This window comes from Hymenobacter cyanobacteriorum (assembly GCF_022631375.1).
GTDB lineage: Bacteria > Bacteroidota > Bacteroidia > Cytophagales > Hymenobacteraceae > Hymenobacter > Hymenobacter cyanobacteriorum.
Map to the genome: position 1 here is coordinate 580,854 of NZ_JALBGC010000001.1, position 19,160 is coordinate 600,013.

The window sequence follows — 19,160 nt, forward strand, 5'->3', positions numbered from 1 at the left end:
AACTCTTCCCTTTTAACTCCTACCTTTTAACTGACGCTACCACTTTACCGGGGCAAGCCGGTGCTCGGCCAGCCAGGCGTTGGCTTTGCTGAAGGGCTTGCTGCCGAAAAACCCCTTGTCGGCCGCGAAAGGCGACGGGTGCACCGATTTGATGACCAAGTGCTTGCGCTCATCAATCAGCTCCGATTTTTTGCCGGCGTAGGCGCCCCAGAGGATGAACACGACGTGCGGCCGGCCCTCCGACACTTTGCGGATGACGGCATCGGTGAATTCCTCCCAGCCGCGCTTCTGGTGTGAGGCGGGCTCGCCGGCCCGCACCGTGAGCGTGGCATTGAGCAGCAGCACGCCCTGCTGGGCCCAGCGGTCGAGGTTGCCGTTGGTGGCCACGGCGGTGCCGGGAATGTCGGACTGCAACTCTTTAAAAATATTGACCAGTGAAGGTGGCGTGCGCTGGCCGTCCTGCACCGAGAACGAGAGGCCGTGGGCCTGGCCGCGCCCGTGGTAAGGGTCCTGGCCCAGGATGACGACCTTTACCTGGTCGAAGGGCGTGGCGTCGAAGGCGTGGAAGATTTGGGAGCCGGCCGGGTACACGGTGGCGGTAGCATATTCGCCTTTCACAAAGGCAATCAGCTTTTGGAAATAGGGCTTTTCGAACTCATCGGCCAGCACGGGCCGCCAGCTTTCGGCTATCTTTACCATGGAAGTTTGCGGGAAAATAAACGGGACCGAAGCGGCGTTGCAAGGCCGCGTTTGCGTAAAACCAATTCTTGCGGGCGACTGTTACGCCCCCAGCTGCCTTTAGCTTTGCCGACCTATGCCCACCATCACTACGCAAGGCGTCACCGTTTCGGTTACGACCAACTACTTGCCCGACTACTCCAGCCCTGGCCAGGAGCATTTTGTGTTTGCCTACAAAATTGAAATTCGCAACAACAGCGAGTTCACGGTGAAGCTGTTGCGCCGGCACTGGCACATCCACGATGCCAACAGCGTGGTGCGCGAAGTGGAGGGCGAAGGCGTAGTAGGCCGCCAGCCCGTGCTGGAGCCCGGCGAGGCCCACCAGTACGTGAGCGGCTGCAACCTGAAATCGGGCGTGGGCAAAATGCGCGGCACCTACCTGATGGAGCGTTTGGCCAACGGCCAGCAGTTCCAGGTCGAGATTCCAGAGTTCACCCTGATGGTGCCATTCCGGATGAATTAGATTAGTTGTCAGTTGCTCGTTGTCGGTTGTTAGTTTGTACCGTGGTTGTCGTTTCAGCCTAGCCTAGCAACGGACAACTACCAACCGACAACTACCTTGTTTCAACTTCTCGCTTACCTCCGCTTCTGGCTGCGCTCGGGCAACGCCCACGGGCTGCATTCGCCGTTTGTGTTCGGGCTCTATACCTCCGTAGTACGCCACACGGGCCCGTACCGCGCCTATGCGGCCATTGAAGAGCGGCGGCGGCAGCTGCTGGCCAGCGCGGCCAGTATCAGCGTGACGGATTTGGGGGCGGGCTCGCATACCGGCGCGGGCCAGCAGCGCCGCGTGGCCGACATTGCCCGCACTGCCGCCAAGCCGAAGAAGCTGGCGCAGCTCCTGTTTCGGCTGGTGAATTACCTACGCCCGGCCACGGTGCTGGAACTGGGCACCTCACTGGGCCTCACCACGGCTTACCTGGCGGCAGCCGACTCACGCAGCCGCGTTGTCACGTTCGAGGGCTGCCCCAACGTGGCCGCCGTGGCCCGCGAGACATTTGCTGCGCTGAATCTGGGCAATATTGAAATCGTGGAGGGCAACCTCGACCACACCCTCGCCCCCACCCTGGCGACGCTGGGCGCGCCGGTCGATTTCGTGTTCTTCGACGGCAACCACCGCTACGAGCCCACGCTGCGCTACTTCGAGCAGTGCCTGGCGCACCGCACCGACGAGTCGGTATTCGTCTTCGACGACATTCACTGGTCGGAAGACATGGAGCGCGCCTGGGAAACCATCAAAGCGCACCCCGACGTGCGCCTGACGGTGGATTTGTTCTACATCGGGCTGGTATTCTTCCGGAAGAACCAACCCAAACAGCACTTTTGGCTGCGGACGTGAGATTGTAGCGCGGACTTTGAAGTCCACGCATATTACAGGTTGGACAGCGCTTTTTGCACCAGCACTTCCCGCTCGGGCGGGGCGGCCCCGCGCATGGCCAGCATGAATTCGGCGAACCGGAAAGCGTCGATGTTGACGAAAGCCAGCGAGATATTCAGCTCCTGGAAGCCCAGCTCCTTGTTGAGGCTGGCGACTCCCTGCTTGAATTTCCCTTTCCGACGCGACGGTTCAAAAGCACTGTCTACCACCAGGCAAATGAATACCTGCCGGTTCACTTCGGCCAGATACACGTCCTGAATAAGCTCCCAGTTAATGAATTCGTGGTGCATCGTTCGGTCGAACACCCCGATATCATTCACTATTATCTGGGGCCGCCGGTCGAACAGCTGAAACAGGCAAACAGGAATTCCGAGTCCAAAAAAGCCAATGCTCATCCAAGCCACCCCTTTCGGCGCGGTGGGCTGAGTCAGCATGAAGCAGCCAATGGCCACGAAGGCCGCGCAGCCCAGCAGCAGCTTCAGCGCTTTCGGGCGGGATTTATATAGCCGAAACTCCTTCATTCCGGATGCGGGTCGCGTTAGGGTTAGGCGTTCAGGCCTTGCGTGTCGATGCCGCTGGTGGGGCGCAAGGCGTCGCGCACCCGCGTGAGCTTCACCAGCAGCGCTTCGAGCTGGTCGAGCGGCAGCATGTTGGCCCCGTCGGACAGCGCCGTGGCGGGCGTGGGGTGGGTTTCGATGAACAGGCCGTCGGCCCCCACGGCAATGGCGGCTTTGGCAATGGTTTCGATGAGGGCGGGCTGGCCGCCGGTCACGCCACTGCTCTGGTTGGGGCGCTGCAGCGAGTGCGTCACGTCCATCACCACGGGCACGTCGAATTCGCGCATGGCGGGCAGGTTGCGGAAATCGACCACGAGGTCGGAGTAGCCGAACGAGTTGCCGCGCTCGGTGAGGATGACGTGGGGGTTGCCGGCCTGGCGCACCTTGTCCACGGCCCATTTCATAGCCTCCCCGCTCAGGAATTGGCCTTTCTTGATGTTGACGACTTTGCCGGTTTGGGCAGCCGCAATCAGCAAATCGGTCTGGCGGCACAGGAAGGCCGGAATCTGAAGCACGTCGACGTACTCGGCCGCCAGCGCGGCTTCGTCCGATTCGTGAATGTCCGTGACCGTCGGCACGCCGATTTCGCGGCCCACTTTCTGCAGAATGCGCAGCGCCGTTTCGTCGCCGATGCCGGTGAACGAGTCGAGGCGCGAGCGGTTGGCCTTGCGGTAGGAACCCTTGAAGATGTAGGGAATCTGCAGCTTGTCGGTCATGTGCTTGATGCGCTCGGCGATGCGCAGGGCCATGTCCTCGCCTTCGATGACGCAGGGGCCGGCCATGAGGAAAAACTGGCCGGAATTGGTGTTGCGGAAGTGCGGGAGCGTGTTGGCGAGGGCTTGGAGCATGATGGATTATTTCTTTTTCAAACAAATAAACAGCTCGCGCCCCTGCCGGGGCTTGAGCGAGTTGGTAGCGGTTTCGAAATGGCGAAACTCAAAATAGGGCGCGAAATATTCGCGGTATTCCTCTTTGCTGCCGCCAAACGGCGGCTCCTGCACGGGGCCGAAATCGGTATCGAACAGCAGGCCCATGAGTGTGCCGCCGGGGCGCAACAGGTGGGCGCACTGCCGGGCGTAGGCGGGGCGCAGGGCGGGGTCGAGGGCGCAGAAGAACGTCTGCTCCACAATTAAATCGTAGGGCGGGTCGTTGGGCAGGGCAAAAAAGTCGGCCAGCAGCAGGTGCTCCGGCGGGAAGTCGGGCACGCGGGCGGCCAGCGCGGCCAGCGCTTCGGGAGCAATGTCGGCCACAAACACCTGCCGGAAACCCAGCTGGTGCAGGTACTCGGCCTCGTAGGCGCGGCCGGCCCCGGGGATGAGGATGCGCGGCTGAGCAGCCACATCGAGCTGGTCGAAGTAAGCGCGCAGCGGCGGAGTGATGCCGCGAGCGTCCCAACCATCGCGGCCGTCGTCGTAACGTGCTTGCCAGTAGGCGGCATCGAAGGCGGGTAAAACCGTTTTCATCGGGCCAAAGTATAGGTTTAACTTGCCAGGGCAGTAAACTCCCCTATTTTTACGCCCAAAGGTACGTGCCGCACTGCGCCGCGGGCCTCGATTTCCATTCGCTTCTTTCGCTTAACTATTCCCGCATGGACCCTAACGAAACCCCCGAACCCCGCTCCAACAACAGCCGCGTCCTCCTTTGGGTGGCCCTGGTGCTCGTCCTGCTCGGCATCAACGGGGTCCTGTTCTACCTCAACCAGCAGAAAGGCCAGCAAAACGAGGCGCTGACCACCGAAGTAAAAGCCAAAGACAGCAAGCTGCAGGAGCAAATCAAGCAATATGAGGCCCTGAAAGCCGATTTCGAGCGCCAAAGCCAGGAGCTGCAGGCCTTGGGCCTGAGCAACGACTCGCTGGTGGCCAAAATATCGGCCGTGAACGCCGACCTACTGAAACTGCGCTCCTTTAAGGCGGGCAGCTTCTCCATTGCCCAGCAAAACCTCTTCAAGCAGCGCGCCCAGAACCTGGAAAGCCAGCTGCGCAAGAAGGACGACGACATTTCGCAGCTGAAGAAGGACAACGAAACCCTTTACACCGAAACCACCACGCTGAAAGAGCGCCAGAACAAGCTGGCTGACACCATTAGCACGGTGGTGCGCAGCAACCGGGAGCTGAGCGAGAAAGTATCGGTGGCTTCGCGCCTGCAGGCCGACAATATCCACGTGGCCATCATCACCTCTAAAAACAAGGAGAAAGACGACGATAAGGAGGAATTCAAAGCCAAACGCGTCGAGAAGCTGAAAATTACGGCCAACTTCGCCCGCAACGATGTGTCGCCCAAGGAAACCAAGGCCGTCTACCTGCGCATTCTGGAGCCCGATGGCGCGGCCCTTTACAACCTGAGCACGGGCGGCGGCACCTTCACCGTCGACGGCCAGGAGGCTTTCTACACCCAGAAGCAGGACGTGGTGTACGACAACACCCGCCAAAAGCTGGAATTCGTGTACGCCAAGGGTGCCGAGTACAAGAAAGGCCTGCACACCGTGGAACTCTACGAGAGCGGCCAGCTGATGGGCAAAACGACCTTCACGCTGAAATAAGGACCGCAGATTTTCGCAGATTAAACGGATAAGAACGGATTCGGACGGACTCAACTGATTGCATTTGTCAGTTCGCCCGAAGCTATAGAAAAAGGCCACTGCTTCATCAGCAGTGGCCTTTTTCTATATTCATCCTGTGGCAAAGAAGAATCCGTTCTTATCCGTCTAATCTGCGGAAATCTGCGGTTCAGACGTTCTTCTCGAACTCGTCCAGCTTGGCCAGCGTGGCGCTGATATTCTCGGTGAAGATGACCCCTACCCCACCCTTGGGCGTGTGCTTCAGCAGGTGGTCGATGGCGTCGGGCTCGTTTTCGATGTAGGTGATTTTCAAGTCCGGCTTGTCGAGGCGCAGGCCGCGCTCCATGATTTCGCGCAGGAATTCGGCCGACTTGCCGCGCAGGTCGCGGTCCTGGCGCAGAATCACTTCGTCGAAAATGCGGCCGGCGATGCGGGCGAAGCCCAGCGTGTCTTCGTCGCGGCGGTCGCCCAGGCCCGACACGATGCCGATTTTGTGCGTGGCCGTGGTCGCGTCCATGAACTCGGCGAATTTGGTGATGCCGGCCGTGTTGTGGGCGTAGTCCACAATCACCTCGAACTTCGGAAAATTGTACACGTTCATGCGCCCCGGCGTTTTCGTGCCCGACGGGATGAAGGTGCGGAAGGCGGTTTTAATGGCATCCTTATCGAACCCGGCCAGGTAGCCGGCCAGTCCGGCCGCCAGGCAGTTCTCAATATTGAAGCCCGCGCGGCCCTCAAACGTGACGGGGAACTCGGCGGCGCGGTCGATGCGCAGCTTGTAGCTGTTGCGGTAAATGGTGACGTAGCCTTCCTCGTACACGGCGGCCACGCCCCCGGCTTCCACGTGCTCGCGGATGCGGGGGTTGTTTTCGTCCATGCTGAACAGCGCAACCTGACAATCGACGGTGCGGGCCATGGCGTACACGAGGTCGTCGTCGGCGTTGAGCACGGCCCAGCCGTTTTTGCGCACGGTGCGGGGCAGCACGCCTTTCACAGTGGCCATTTCCTCCACGGTGTGGATGTCGCGCAGGCCGAGGTGGTCGGCGGCCACGTTGGTTACCACGGCAATGTCGCAGGTATGGAAGCCCAGGCCCGAGCGCAGCATGCCGCCGCGCGCGGTTTCGAGCACCGCGTAGTTCACGGTGGGGTCCTTCAGTACAAACTCGGCGCTTTGGCCACCGGTGCAGTCGCCCTTCTGCAGCTGCACGCCCTGAATGTAAATGCCATCCGTCGTGGTGAATCCCACTTTGTAGCCCTTGCTGGCCACCAGGTGCGCAATGAGGCGCGTGGTGGTGGTTTTGCCGTTAGTGCCCGTTACGGCGATAATCGGAATGCGGGCCGTGCTGCCGGGCGGGAACAGCATATCGACCACCGGCGCGGCCACGTTGCGCGGCAGGCCATCGGTGGGCGCAATGTGCATGCGGAAGCCGGGCGCGGCATTCACTTCAATCACGGCGCCGCGGCTCTCGTTCAGGGGCACAGCAATGTCGGTAGCCATCAAATCGATGCCGCAGATATCGAGGCCCACGATGCCGGCCACCCGCTCGGCCAGCAGCACGTTGTAGGGGTGCATCTGGTCGGTCACGTCGGTAGCGGTGCCGCCGGTGCTGATGTTGGCGGTGCTCTTCAAATACAGGATTTCGCCGGCCGGCAGCACCGATTTCAGCGTCAGCTTGCGTCCTTTCAGAATGTCCAGCGTGTGCTTGTCGGCCTTGATGCTGGTGAGCACCTTCTCGTGGCCAATGCCGCGGCGCGGGTCCTTGTTCACCTCGTCAATGAGTTGCTGGATGGTGCTCTTGCCGTTGCCCGTCACGGCGGCGGGCGTGCGCTTGGCGGCGGCAATCAGCTTGCCGTTCACCACCAGCAGGCGGAAATCGAAGCCTTCGATGAATTGCTCCACAATCACGGCCCGCGAATACACCTGCGCGGCTTTCAGGCCCTCGGCGGCATCCTTCCAGTTCATGATGCGGATGGTGGCACCTTTGCCGTGGTTGCCGTCGAGCGGCTTGGTCACGATGGGGAAGCCCAGCTCGTCGATGGCATCGCGCAGGCCGGCTTCCGAATACACGGTGGTGCCGCGCGGCACGGGCACGCCGCCGTCGTGCAGCATGGCCTTGGTGCGGTTCTTATTGCCGGCCACTTCCACGCCCGCGTGCGAAGTCAGGTTGGTGGTGGTGGCCCAGATGCGGCGCTGGTTCTCGCCGTAGCCCAGCTGAATGATGCTGGTATTCTTGAGTTGGATGTAGGGAATGTTGCGCGACGCGGCCTCGGCCACGATGCTGTACGTGCTGGGCCCGAAAAACTCGTCCTCCCGAATCTCATGCAGCTCGGCTACAATGGGCTTCAGGTCGACCTTCTCCTTTTTGCAAACCGCCTCCACAATGTCCACGGCGGCTTCCATGGCGCGGCGGCCAGCACGCTCCTCCTGGTAGGCCACCACCACAAACTCCACCCCTTCCTCGTGCGCCGGGTAGCTCTTGCCCCAGAACACGGGCATGGCGGCCTGCCGCTGCAGCTCCAGCGCCACGTGCTGGATAACGTGGCCCAGGGGCTCGCCATCCACCAACGCTTCTTCGGTCAGGGGCTGGTGCTTGGCGGCCTGCTTGCCGCTCATGCCGCTGGGCTGCACCTGCCCGATATTCGGGAACAGCTTCATCAACCGCCCCGCGAAGCCCGGCACGGTGTTCGACCATTGGCCGGCCAGTTCCTGCAAATCAACTTTGGCAACAATCAGTTTGTAGTGTTTAACAGACCAATAGCTCGGCCCGCGCATGGTGCGGAGGTCAACAATCTTCATAAGGTGGTGGGGTGGTAAAGAACGAGGGATGCCGCAAGTACGGCCAACGGCCCAGCTTGGCTACGAAATGTAGGCATGAATGCGCCCAGAACATGCCGCCTACCCCGTCAGACACGAAAAAAGCTCTACTTAAAAGCGGCTTTTCACTCGCTACATTGGCCGTACAAAGGGCGCTAGCCGTCAATCACATTGACTGGGGCATCGACGCGGGCCAAAGCCGCGGCAGGCAGAATTACGGTGAAAATCGTGCCTACGCCCGGCGTGCTGGCAACATCCAGCATGCCGCCCCGTTGCTGCACCAGCACTTGAATCATGTGCAGGCCCAACCCCGCGCCTTCGCCCTCGGTGGTTAGGCGGGTAAAGGGCTGGAACAGGCGCTCCCGGTCGCGGACCAGGTCGATGCCCCGCCCATTGTCGGCCACAGTGAGCAACACGTCGCCCCCCTGCCGGTAGCTGCGCACCTCGATAATGGGCGCACGCTCCGGCGAACGGTACTTCAGCGCGTTGCTGACCAGGTTTTTCAGGATGCTTTCCAGATAAATCCGGGGCTGGTACACCGTGGGGGCTCCCGAAAAGTCGGCACTCAGGTGGCCGTGCTGCTGAAACAGCAGGTCCGCCACTTCAGCCTGCACGGTAGCAAATACATCGTCGAGCAGCACGGTTTCCGGCACTGCGGCCGCGCCGTTGTGCTGCGCATACAGCACCTGCAGTAAGCCGTGAATAGTGCCCGTGAGGTGTTGCACTTCCTTTTCTACCAGCGACATCAGGTAGGTGCGGCTGGTGCCGGAGGGTTCCTCGCGGTGCACTTCCAGCAGGCCTTGCAGGTTGGTTACCGGCCCTTTCAGGTCGTGGGCCACGATGTGGACGAAGGAATCCAGCGAGGTGTTGGCTTCGCGCAGCGCCTGGTTCATGCGCTGCGCCTCGTAGAGGGTGGTGGCCCGGGCCAGGGCGCGCCCAGCGTAGTCGGCCACCAGCGTGAAGAAGGTTTGATACGCTTCGTCGAGCGGCCGGCGGGCGCTCAGGCCCACAATCAGCACCGCCGTGGGGTCGATGGAAGCCCCCGTGAGCAGGGGCAACAGCAGCGCCCGCGTGGGCGGCTCCGGCCACGCGCCGGCAGGCCAGCTCCCGAACCGCTCGGCCAGGCTTTCGACCAGCACCGGCCCGTTGCTCCGGAACACCTCCGCCAGCGGCCAGCCCGCCGAGCTTTGCGCCGTGGGGCTCGCCAATAAGGTGGCAGGCGCGGTAGGCTCGCCCGCCGGCAGGCCAAACCAGGCGCGCAGCTGCGCGTGCGGCGCCAAGGGCTCGTGCGCGTAGAGCAGGGCAAACGGAATATCGTCCGGGTTGGTGGCCAAAGCCGCGATGATGTGCTGCGCCGCTTCGGCGGGCAGCACCGACGTTGCCGTCTGGGCCATAAGGTTGCTGAGCAAGGCCAGGCGGCGCTGCTGCAACACCGTAACCGTGGTTTCGAGGGCTGTGACGAAAATGCCGCCCACCCGGTTGGCTTCGTCGTAAATCGGACTGTGCGAGAACGTGAAATACGCTTCTTCCACAAAGCCCTGCCGGTTGGGCAGCACCAGGCCGTTCTCGAAGTAAGTGGTTTCGCCGGCCAGCACGGGCCCGAAGATGCCGAGCAGGAAAGGCCACATTTCCCGCCACCACGGCTCGGCCGGTTGGCCCAGCGCGCCCGGGTGCTTGCCTTGCAGAATGGTCGCGTAGCCGTCGTTGTAGAAATGCACCAAATCCGGCCCCCAATGCACCATCATCGGAAAGCGCGAGCCCAGCATGATGTTGACGGCCGTTATCAAGCTCTGCGGCCAGGTATCGACGGCCCCGAGCTGGGTTTGCGTCCAGTCCAGCGTGCGGATACGCTCGCCCATTTCGCCCCCACCTTTAAATAGTTCTTGTGGCGACATAAGCAGCAAGGCACAGCCGAGGGTAAATTATGTGACGGTTTAAATTATTGCTATTCAGCGCCAATAACTATTGGTTACCGCGCGCTGTGGAAGCGGAGTGCAATTGCCACAGTCCTCCGTTTTTTGGCAGCGGCGCCACTACAACGCCAGGCAAAGCGGCCCAGAGAGGCATCCGGCTTCCTCTTACGAAGCCAAGGCCATAAGGTGCATTTCCATGGCAAGGCTCGGCAAAGAGGCGTTGCGCCGTTCACGGCAGGCCAAAAATCAGAATCCCCTTGTAAATAATCGATTTACAAGGGGATTCTGGCATCTAACTAAGAGGTGACGGGCGGATTCGAACCGCCGTAGGAGGTTTTGCAGACCTCTACCTAGCCACTCGGTCACGTCACCGGGAGTGGTCTTTTGGGAGCGCAAAGGTAGGCAGGGGTTTTGGCGTGGGCAAGGGCTTGCGCACAAAAAAAGCCCCGGCGCATGCGCCGGGGCTCCTTTCTGCAACAAGGCTAAGCGGTTAGGCTTTGGCTTCGTCGTCTTTTTTGTCGGCAGCGTCGTCGCCGGCAACCAGGCCTTTGGCCTTGTCCACCAGGTCACCGGCTACTTCCGAAGCCTTGTGGAAGGCGTCCGAGTGCGTCACGGCATCCACCGCGTCCGAAGCAGCGTGCTTCACGGTGTCGAAGGCAGCCGAAGCAGCACCGGCGATGCCGGCCAGCAGGCCACCTTCCTCAGCGGCCGGAGCAGCTTCGGCGGCGGGAGCTTCGTCAGCAGCCGGAGCGTCAGCCTTGGCGGCCTTGGGAGCAGCGGCGGGCTTGGCAGCGGCGGCGAGCTTCTGCTCACCGGCCTTGCGCTCGTTGCCCATCATCTGGTCGCGCAGGGCGCTCAGGGCGTCGAGGTCGCCGAGGGTCGACTTCTCGTCGTTCTTCTTCAAGTCGCTGATTTTGCCTTCGCCCTGGGTGTCGCCAGCCTTCGCGTTGGTTTTCTTCTTGAACTTGTTGTTGCGGCTGTCGTCCTCAGCGGCGGCTTCCTTGTTATAAACGGCCGTGTGCGAGAGCACAATGCGGCGGTCGTCCTTCGAGAACTCCGTTACGCGGAAGTCGAGCTGCTCGCCGTTCTCAGCGTTCGAGCCGTCTTCCTTCACCAGCGACTTGGGGTAAGCGAAGCCCTCGATGCCGTACGGCAGTTCGAGCACCGCGCCACGCTCGGTCTTCTCGGTGATGGTCGCCTTGTGGACCGAGCCGGGGGTGAACACCGTCTGGAAGGTATCCCAGGGGTTTTCTTCCAGTTGCTTGTGGCCCAGGGCCAGGCGACGGGCGCCCAGGTCCAGCTCCAGAACAACTACATCCAGCTTGTCGCCCACCTTCACCATTTCGGAGGGGTGTTTGATTTTCTTGGTCCAGCTCAGGTCCGACACGTGCACGAGGCCGTCCACACCCTCTTCCAGTTCTACGAACAGGCCGAAGTTGGTCAGATTACGCACGGTGCCGCTGTGCTTGGTGCCCACGGCGTAGGTCGAGGCGAAGTCGCCACGGGTCCACGGGTCTTCGGTCAGTTGCTTGATGCCGAGGCTCATCTTGCGGTCTTCGCGGTCGAGCGTCAGAATCTGCGCTTCTACCGTGTCGCCCTGCTTGATGAAGTCCTGCGGGTTGCGCAGGTGCTGGCTCCAGCTCATTTCCGAAACGTGGATGAGGCCTTCTACGCCCGGTACCACTTCCATGAAAGCGCCGTAGTCGGCCACGTTCACGATGCGGCCCGATACTTTCGAACCCGGCTGCAGGTCGGCCGGCAGCGAATCCCACGGGTGGGGCGTCAGCTGCTTCAAGCCCAGCGAAATACGCTTCTTGGCTTCGTCGAAGTCCAGAACCACGATGTTCAGCTTCTGGTCCAGGGTCAGCACTTCGCTCGGGTGAGCGATGCGGCCCCACGAGATGTCCGTGATGTGCAGCAGACCGTCGACACCGCCGAGGTCGATGAACACGCCGAAGTTGGTCATGTTCTTGATGTTGCCTTCCAGAATCTGACCTTTTTCGAGGTTGTTCAGGATGGCCTCACGCTGCTTCTCGAGGTCTTTCTCGATGAGTACTTTGTGCGAAACCACGACGTTGTCGAAAGCGGAGTTGATTTTCACCACTTTCACTTCCATGCGACGACCCACGTAGATGTCGAAGTCGCGGATGGGCTTCACGTCGATTTGCGAGCCGGGCAGGAAGGCTTCTACGCCGTCGAGCTCCATGATGAGGCCGCCTTTGGTGCGACGCTTCACCACACCTTCGAGGATGGTATCCAACTCGAGGGCGTCGTAAATCGACTTCCAGGCCTGCTTGATTTTAGCTTTCTTGCGGCTCAGGATGAGCTGGCCGTTGGCATCTTCCTGGTCTTCGATGAACACCTCTACCTCGTCGCCGATTTTCAGGTCGGGCAGGTCGCGGAATTCAGTAATCGAAACGAGGCCATCCGATTTGAAGCCGATGTTCAGGATTACGTCGCGGTCGGTGATGCCAACCACGGTGCCCTTCACTACTTCTTCTTCCTGTACGGTCGTCAGCGTGTCGCCGTACATTTTCTCCATCTCGGCGCGCTGGTCGGCCGAGTAGTTTCCACCAAAACCGGTGGCTCCGACGTTATCCCAGTCGAAATCGTCAATCAATTCTGCCATAATAGCTTGCGGGCACCTCTTAGATAAACGAGAAGGCCGGTGCCCGGGCCAATTCGCGGTTCTGGTTGAACACCTTACTGTTGCACAGCAAGGCCCGCCACCCTGGCGGGGCCGCAAAGGTACGGGTTATCAGGCAGTTTTGCTAGTGGGGATTTCGCTATTCTCTTCGCGCGGCCATACCCGTTCAACGGGTAATCCGAGTTGCCATTCCACATAATCTTGTGGTGGTGTATCGATATCAATAATGTGCTCGGCCCGAAACGGCACCTCTGCTCCAAAGCATAAGTAAACGTTGTCATCGAAATCGGAACAAGCGGGCTGGTTATCCAGCACTCCAATGAAGTCATTACCTATGGATTCCTTCACCAAAACCCACATTCGCTCTCCGCTGACTTCTAAGCTACCATCTTCGTTTTCAACCTCGATATCAAAGATTAATCGCACGGCCTGCCCCCGCTTTACGCTTTGCCTTTCCTCCAATGACGGTATCCAGAAATCTTTCGGATTTTTCAAGTGTGATTCTTCCGCTGAACGCAATTCCCAAAAGTCAGTTTTAATTGACGGTTGACGCATAAAATCTTAAAATCAACTGCTACTGCTCAATCACCTGCGCCTTCACATCGAAAGTAGCTTTGGGTGACTGGGGGTTCATGTCCTCCAGGGTGGCCACGACGATTTCCGCAATAGCCAGGTCGCGGGCCCACTTCTGGTTGGCGGGGATGACGAACCACGGGGCGTGCGCGGGCGAGCAGTGGCGCAGGGCATCTTCGTACACGGCCTGGTAGTCGTCCCAGCGGGCGCGCTCTTTGAGGTCGTTGGGGTCGAATTTCCAGTTTTTGGCGGGGTCGTCGAGGCGAGCCTGCAGGCGGGCGGCCTGCTCCTCTTTCGAGATGTGCAGGAAGAATTTGAGAATGCGCGTGCCGTTGCGGGTGAGCAGGCTTTCGAAGTTGTTGATGTCCTCGAAGCGCTGCTCGGCGGTTTGGTCGTCAATTATTTCGTGCACGCGGGTCACGAGCACGTCTTCGTAGTGTGAGCGGTTGAACACGCCGATGTGGCCGCGCTTGGGCGTCTGGGCGTGGATGCGCCAGAGAAAATCGTGGCTCAGTTCCTCCGGCGAAGGTGCTTTGAAGGAAGCGACCGACACGCCGGCCGGGTTCACGCCAGTGAGCAGGTTGCCGATGGCGCCGTCCTTACCGCCGGTATCCATGGCCTGAAACACCAGCAGCAAGCTACGCTTGTGCTCGGCGTAAAGCACTTCCTGCAGCTCGAATAGGCGCTGGCGCAGCTTAAGCAGGCGCGGGGTGGCATCTTCGCGGTTGTGGGGGTGGTGGGCGAAGGGCTTTTCGCTGCTGGGGTCCACGTCGGCTAGTTTGAAGGACTTGCCTTTGACGAGGACAGCGGAGGTTTTGGGGAGCTTGAATTTCATATGGCGGATGGCACAACAGCGGCTTTAGAAACGGGGAGATATCGCAAGAGTAAGGCGGTAGGAGACGCAAGGCTGTCATTCCGACGCAGGAGGAATCTGATAATTATCTTTTAACGGTTTTACTCAGATTCCTCCTGCGTCGGAATGACAGCCTTGCTACGCCCCGCCCACCAGCCGGGCGATACCAAATGCAGCGGCAGCGGCTAGGGCACCTACAACAGCCATTTTCACGGCCCCAGCCACGGGCGGCTGGCCGGTCATCCGACTTTTGAAGTAGCCGAAGACGAAGAGGCACACCAGCGTGATGATGGCCGAGTAAAGCAGGCCCTGGCGCGGCGTATCGGTAAAAAAGTAGGCGCTTAGTGGGATGAGGCCGCCCACGGCGTAGGCTGCGCTGATGGTGAAGGCGCTTTTGGGGGCCTGCCTGGGGTCGGGCTCTTCGAGACCCAGCTCGTACTTCATCATAAATTTCACCCACTGCTCGGGGTCGGCGGTGAGCTCGGCCACGGCCTGGCGGCGGGTGGCTTCGGAGAGGCCCATGTCGGCCAGCAGCTCGTCGACTTCGGCGCGCTCCTTATCGGGCACTTCTTTCACTTCGCGGTGCTCGCGGTCGAGTTCCGAAGCATAATGCTCGACCTCGGTGCGGCCGGCCAGGTAGCCACCGAGGCCCATGGCAATACTACCGGCCACAATTTCGGCCAGGCCCGCCGTGATGACGAGACCCGACGATGATACCGCGCCACTGAGGCCGGCCGCCAGGGCGAAAGGAACCGTCAGGCCATCGGAGAGGCCGATGACCACATCCTGCAACATGGCCGAGCTGGTGAGGTGGTGCTCGGAGTGCACGTCGTGCGGCAGCTGGGTGGTCGTTTCGGGCGTGGCCATAAGAATTTTTAGGAAGTCGGGCTTAACCCCGCAGGGTGCTTTACGTACGGGGAATAAGCAAATTTCGCTGCCGGATTCCTCGGCAATTTCCTCACTTCATCCGTTTTTCATCCTATGGCAACTTCCGCCAAAGCCGCTGCTCCCAAAGCCGCCGCGCCTAAAAAAGCTGCTGCTCCTGCCGCCAAGAAAACCGCTGCTCCGGCCGCCAATACCGGCAAAGGTGCTGGCACAAACCCTGCGGTCGATATCCAGCCCATCCTCAACCAGCAGAACCACGCCCCCGCTCCTACCCAGAAGTATGGCACCGTGAGCCAGCGCCTGCCCATCGGCCTCGATGAATCGACCCGCCGCGAAAGCGTGACCATGCTCAACCAGCTGCTGGCCGATACCATCACGCTGCGCGACATGTACAAGAAGCACCATTGGCAGGTGGTGGGCCCCACGTTCTACCAGCTGCATTTGCTGTACGACAAGCACTATGAGGAGCAGGCCACACTGGTCGATACCATCGCCGAGCGTATCCAGATTCTGGGCGGCGTGGCCGTGGCCATGGCCCACGACGTGGCCGAGCTCACCAGCCTGCCCCGCATCCCGCGCGACCGTGAGGAGGCCCCCATTCAGGTTTCGCGCCTGCTGAGCGCCCACCAGACCATCCTCAAAAACTGCCACGACTACGCCAAGAAGGCCGACGAGTCGGGCGACGACGGCACCAACGACCTCATCGTGAGCGACCTAATGCGCACCAACGAGTTCCAGGTGTGGTTCGTATCGGAGCACGTAGTGGATTCGCCGCTGACCCGCGCCGAGTAAGAATTTAGATATTATATGAGAAAGCCGCCGCAGTAACTGCGGCGGCTTTTTTGTTGTCGATTTATTCCGTCTGGGCGGCGAGCTTTTCGCGCTGGTTGTCTTCGGCTTCTTCCACGGTGTGGGTTTTGCCGAGGTCGTTGTCCTTTTTGGCCAACTCAGCAAGAGCGCAGTAGAAATCGTGCAGGATGCGGATTTCCTCTTCCGAAAAATCCTGGGCGTTGATGAGGCGGTTGCTGGCTCCCTGGGTGGCGGCAATGAGCTCGTTCAGCTTGAGATGGAGCACCAGTGAATCCTTGTTCTGGGCGCGCTGAATGAGAAAAACCATCAAAAATGTGACGATGGTGGTACCGGTATTGATGACCAGCTGCCAGGTTTCGGAGTAGTGAAACAGCGGCCCGGTGAGGGCCCAGACCAGCACAATGCCCGCCGCAGCGAGGAAAGCGGCCGTGGAGCCGGAGAAGCGGGTGATGCTTTCGGCCATGCGGCCAAAAAAAGAGGTGTGCGACGGAACAGGAGCGTTTGCCATGTAGCCAGATGATTGTCAGGTGAGAAAGGCACTTGCTTCCTTCTACGAAAGCCCAAGGTTAGGGGCTAATTGATGGACGGCGCATGAAAAACCCGCGCCATTGGTTGTACGGCCGGAATTCTCCTGCTATCTTTGCACCCGCTTCGCCACCTCAGCGACGCCGGCTTCGGCCGATTGCCAAGTTTAGTTGCCTTTTGCGCACGTGGTGAAACTGGTAGACACGCCATCTTGAGGGGGTGGTGCCTTCGGGTGTGGGAGTTCGAATCTCCCCGCGCGCACGCAAAACGAAAGCCCGCTGCAAGCAATTGCAGCGGGCTTTTTCGTGCCGGTCAGGGTTCATTGAACGTCATGCAGAGCGCAGCGAAGCATCTCGCGTGGGGCAGCAATTATTTTCCTGCAACTGAATTACTTGTTGCACGCGAGATGCTTCGCTGCGCTCTGCATGACGTTCAATGAACTCATTTACTGCTCCCGCTCGAACGGATTCCCTGGTTTTACCAGCACCACCTGCTCGCGCTCGACGATAACTTGGCCGGGCCGGGCCCCGCGGGGCTTGCGCACGAACTTTTTGGGCGTGACGGTAACCGGGCAAAGCGTGTCGTTCTGGCGCTTGGAGTACCAGCCAGCCAGCATGGCGGCATGCTCGATTACAGGCTCGGGCACGGTTTGGCCGGCGCGATGACGGATAACGACGTGCGAGCCAGCCACGTCCTTGGCGTGCAGCCAGAGGTCGTCCTTGTGCGCGTATTTCTGGGTGAGCAGGTCGTTGTTTTCGGCGCTGCGGCCCACGAGAATGGTGAAGCCGCGGTCTTCGAATACTTTGAAGGGCAGCTCGCCGGGAACTTTGGTGTTGGCGTTGGCGGCGGGGTTGAGGCCGTGCTGCTTGCGCCAATTGCGCAGGCCGCGCAGCTCGGCCAGGGCGGGCTGGGAGTCCATTTCCTCTAGTCGCTCTAGAGCGACGAAAGCTTCGGCCTCGCGCCGGGCAATACGCTCGGTGAGCTCGCGCTCCTCGATTTGCTGGTTTTTGGCTTTGCGGTAGAGGTTTTCGGCGGTGCGCTGGGGCTTTTCCGAGGGCTTGAGCTTGATAGTGCGCGGCTCGTTGGTGTAGAAGTCGATGACCTCGACCTGGGCCGCGCCAGGTGCGATGGCGTGCAGGTTGGCCATGATGAGGTCGGCCGAGTTGCGGTAGCCGGCTTCGTGGGCCAGCGCGTGCAGACGGCGGCGGGCGTGGGCGGCGGCGGTGCCGGCCTCATCGGCGCGGCGCGTAAGCAGTTGGCGCAGTTGGTGGGTTTCGGTTTCGAGGGCGCGGCGGCCCAGCGCCATGGGCACGAAGCGGTGCAGAGCAGCCACGGGGTCATCGCCGCCGAAGGTTTCGAGCACCTCCCCTAGCGGCAGCAAGCTAAGCCGCGTACGGCCGTCGAGCTGGATAATGAAGTAGTGCGCTGGTTTTTCGAGCTGGGCCAGCACCTGATTTACCTGGCGGGTTTTGGCTTCGGGTGCGTCCTCGTCGTAGCCGTGGGCGCGCAGGTAACGCAGCGGCAGGTCGGCCAGCGGTGGAGGAAGTTTCTGGACCGCAGATTCAACGGATTCAACGGATTGCGCGGATTCGGCCGGCGCTGGTGGTTCTGCCGGCGTGGGCGGCGCGGCTGCCGGCTGGGGGCGAAGGACGGCATCGGCCAGTAGCTTTTGCTGGAAAAGCTGAGCGGGCGCGTCGGGCGTGGGGCGGAAAATGGCGTTGGGGCGCGGGCCGTAGAGCTTGAATACGAGGCGCGCGCCGCTGCGGAAATTCACCTGCAGCACCCGGTCCTGGGACCAGGCGGCGACGGATTCGACCTGCTCGCCCAGCAAATCGGGGAATAAATCAACAGAGTTGGAACGGGCGCGCTGGAAGGTTTCGGGCAGGGCCAGCGCGGGAAAATTCGCACCCAGTTGGGCTTTCAGCCAGAACTCCTGTGCGCCGTTGGTGAGTCCGACCACCAGCTCATCCTTTTCCTGCGTGAAACAGGCGGCCACGCGGTAGCCCCGTAGCCGCTCGGTGAGCGCGGGGGCCAGCTGGCGTAGGAAGTAGTAATTGGTATGCATTTAGCAAAAGCTGTCAGCTAATAGCTTTTAGCTAACAGCTAATAGTCAGTCCATCGTACGCCAGCCGAATCCAAGGCGGCAGTTCGGCCTCGACTTCGGCGTGGCGGCCCAGCTGGTGGCTGATGTGGGTGAGGTAGGCGCGCTTGGGGGCGGCTTCTTCCAGCACCTCGATGGCCTGGGCCAGGGTGAAATGTGAGATGTGCTGTTCGCGGCGCAGGGCGTTGAGCACGATGACGTCGGCACCGCGCAACTGGGCGCGGGTTTCGGGGCCGAGGTGGTTGGCATCGGTGAGGTAGCAGAAGTTGCCGATGCGGAAGCCCAGCACCGGCAGCTTGTGGTGCATGGCGCGCAGCGGCAGCACGGGCACGCCCAGCACGTCGAACGGTTCGTCGTCGCGCTCGATGGGGTGCAGCACCACGCGGGGCACGCCGGGGTACTTGTGCTCGGCAAAAATGTAGGCAAACTCCTGCTGCAGCTGGCGCAGCACGCGCGGCTCGCCATACACCGGCATATCGGTTTGCTGCCGGAAATTGAAGGCCCGGATGTCGTCGAGGCCCGCAGTATGGTCTTTGTGCTCGTGGGTGAAGAGCAGGCCGTCGAGGTGGGTGATGCGGGCGCGCAGCATCTGCTGCCGGAAATCGGGACCCGAGTCGATAACGAGGCTCAGCCCGTCGACCACCACGTGCACCGACACGCGCAGGCGGTGGTCGCGGTGGTCGAGCGAGCGGCACACGGCGCAGGTGCACCCAATCATGGGCACGCCCGACGAGGTGCCCGTGCCGAGAAATGTTATATTCATTGAGTTAAGAGTTAAGAGTTAGGAGTTAAGAGTTTTAGTGGTCAT

General features: G+C 60.9%; 17 protein-coding genes and 2 tRNA genes. 5 read left to right on the plus strand and 14 right to left on the minus strand.

The window, feature by feature from the left end; translation table 11 throughout:
- Positions 1-36: 36 nt before the first annotated feature.
- Positions 37-699, minus strand: coding sequence for a uracil-DNA glycosylase (locus MON38_RS02480; RefSeq protein ID WP_241934549.1), 663 nt, complete (start codon positions 697-699; stop codon positions 37-39).
- Between the two features lie 115 nt (positions 700-814).
- On the opposite strand from MON38_RS02480, the gene apaG reads away from it, so the two are divergent.
- On the plus strand, positions 815-1,201 hold the full coding sequence (gene apaG / locus MON38_RS02485; RefSeq protein ID WP_241934550.1) for a Co2+/Mg2+ efflux protein ApaG: 387 nt from the start codon (positions 815-817) through the stop codon (positions 1,199-1,201).
- A 96-nt stretch (positions 1,202-1,297) separates the two neighbouring features.
- Positions 1,298-2,077: an O-methyltransferase gene (locus tag MON38_RS02490; protein WP_241934551.1), complete on the plus strand. Its 780-nt coding sequence runs from the start codon at positions 1,298-1,300 to the stop codon at positions 2,075-2,077.
- 32 nt (positions 2,078-2,109) lie between these two features.
- Here the strand turns inward: MON38_RS02490 and MON38_RS02495 are convergent, their stop codons facing one another.
- Genes MON38_RS02495 through MON38_RS02505 form a run of 3 tightly spaced genes read right to left on the minus strand, consistent with a single transcriptional unit; the run spans position 2,110 to position 4,136 of the window.
- Positions 2,110-2,637, minus strand: coding sequence for an STM3941 family protein (locus MON38_RS02495; protein ID WP_241934552.1), 528 nt, complete (start codon positions 2,635-2,637; stop codon positions 2,110-2,112).
- A 23-nt stretch (positions 2,638-2,660) separates the two neighbouring features.
- Positions 2,661-3,521 (minus strand): 3-deoxy-8-phosphooctulonate synthase, encoded by an 861-nt coding sequence (gene kdsA, locus MON38_RS02500; RefSeq protein ID WP_241934553.1) that lies wholly within the window; start codon positions 3,519-3,521, stop codon positions 2,661-2,663.
- Between the two features lie 6 nt (positions 3,522-3,527).
- On the minus strand, positions 3,528-4,136 hold the full coding sequence (locus MON38_RS02505) for a methyltransferase domain-containing protein (RefSeq protein WP_241934554.1): 609 nt from the start codon (positions 4,134-4,136) through the stop codon (positions 3,528-3,530).
- 125 nt (positions 4,137-4,261) lie between these two features.
- Between MON38_RS02505 and MON38_RS02510 the strand changes: the two genes are divergently transcribed.
- Positions 4,262-5,212 (plus strand): hypothetical protein, encoded by a 951-nt coding sequence (locus MON38_RS02510; RefSeq protein WP_241934555.1) that lies wholly within the window; start codon positions 4,262-4,264, stop codon positions 5,210-5,212.
- Between the two features lie 187 nt (positions 5,213-5,399).
- Here MON38_RS02510 and cphA read toward each other — a convergent pair whose 3' ends face one another.
- The 7 genes from cphA to MON38_RS02545 form a co-directional block, all read right to left on the minus strand.
- Positions 5,400-8,027 (minus strand): cyanophycin synthetase, encoded by a 2,628-nt coding sequence (gene cphA, locus MON38_RS02515; protein WP_241934556.1) that lies wholly within the window; start codon positions 8,025-8,027, stop codon positions 5,400-5,402.
- 173 nt (positions 8,028-8,200) lie between these two features.
- Complete coding sequence (locus MON38_RS02520; protein ID WP_241934557.1) at positions 8,201-9,940, minus strand: sensor histidine kinase; 1,740 nt, start codon at positions 9,938-9,940, stop codon at positions 8,201-8,203.
- 319 nt (positions 9,941-10,259) lie between these two features.
- Positions 10,260-10,330: transfer RNA gene (locus MON38_RS02525), tRNA-Cys, on the minus strand.
- 118 nt (positions 10,331-10,448) lie between these two features.
- A complete protein-coding gene (rpsA, locus tag MON38_RS02530) occupies positions 10,449-12,587 on the minus strand; it encodes a 30S ribosomal protein S1 (RefSeq protein WP_241934558.1) in 2,139 nt (712 codons plus the stop codon).
- A gap of 129 nt (positions 12,588-12,716) precedes the next feature.
- Positions 12,717-13,160 (minus strand): hypothetical protein, encoded by a 444-nt coding sequence (locus MON38_RS02535; protein WP_241934559.1) that lies wholly within the window; start codon positions 13,158-13,160, stop codon positions 12,717-12,719.
- Positions 13,161-13,179: 19 nt separating this feature from the next.
- Positions 13,180-14,013 (minus strand): polyphosphate kinase 2 family protein, encoded by an 834-nt coding sequence (locus tag MON38_RS02540; RefSeq protein WP_241934560.1) that lies wholly within the window; start codon positions 14,011-14,013, stop codon positions 13,180-13,182.
- 156 nt (positions 14,014-14,169) lie between these two features.
- Complete coding sequence (locus MON38_RS02545; protein ID WP_241934561.1) at positions 14,170-14,898, minus strand: VIT1/CCC1 transporter family protein; 729 nt, start codon at positions 14,896-14,898, stop codon at positions 14,170-14,172.
- Positions 14,899-15,012: 114 nt separating this feature from the next.
- On the opposite strand from MON38_RS02545, the gene MON38_RS02550 reads away from it, so the two are divergent.
- Positions 15,013-15,708 (plus strand): Dps family protein, encoded by a 696-nt coding sequence (locus MON38_RS02550; protein WP_241934562.1) that lies wholly within the window; start codon positions 15,013-15,015, stop codon positions 15,706-15,708.
- Positions 15,709-15,769: 61 nt separating this feature from the next.
- Here MON38_RS02550 and MON38_RS02555 read toward each other — a convergent pair whose 3' ends face one another.
- Complete coding sequence (locus tag MON38_RS02555) at positions 15,770-16,234, minus strand: low affinity iron permease family protein (protein WP_241934563.1); 465 nt, start codon at positions 16,232-16,234, stop codon at positions 15,770-15,772.
- A 196-nt stretch (positions 16,235-16,430) separates the two neighbouring features.
- Between MON38_RS02555 and MON38_RS02560 the strand changes: the two genes are divergently transcribed.
- Positions 16,431-16,512: transfer RNA gene (locus tag MON38_RS02560), tRNA-Leu, on the plus strand.
- 184 nt (positions 16,513-16,696) lie between these two features.
- Here the strand turns inward: MON38_RS02560 and MON38_RS02565 are convergent.
- Complete coding sequence (locus MON38_RS02565; protein ID WP_241934564.1) at positions 16,697-18,316, minus strand: NFACT RNA binding domain-containing protein; 1,620 nt, start codon at positions 18,314-18,316, stop codon at positions 16,697-16,699.
- A 31-nt stretch (positions 18,317-18,347) separates the two neighbouring features.
- On the minus strand, positions 18,348-19,115 hold the full coding sequence (locus tag MON38_RS02570) for an MBL fold metallo-hydrolase (protein ID WP_241934565.1): 768 nt from the start codon (positions 19,113-19,115) through the stop codon (positions 18,348-18,350).
- Positions 19,116-19,160 lie beyond the last annotated feature (45 nt).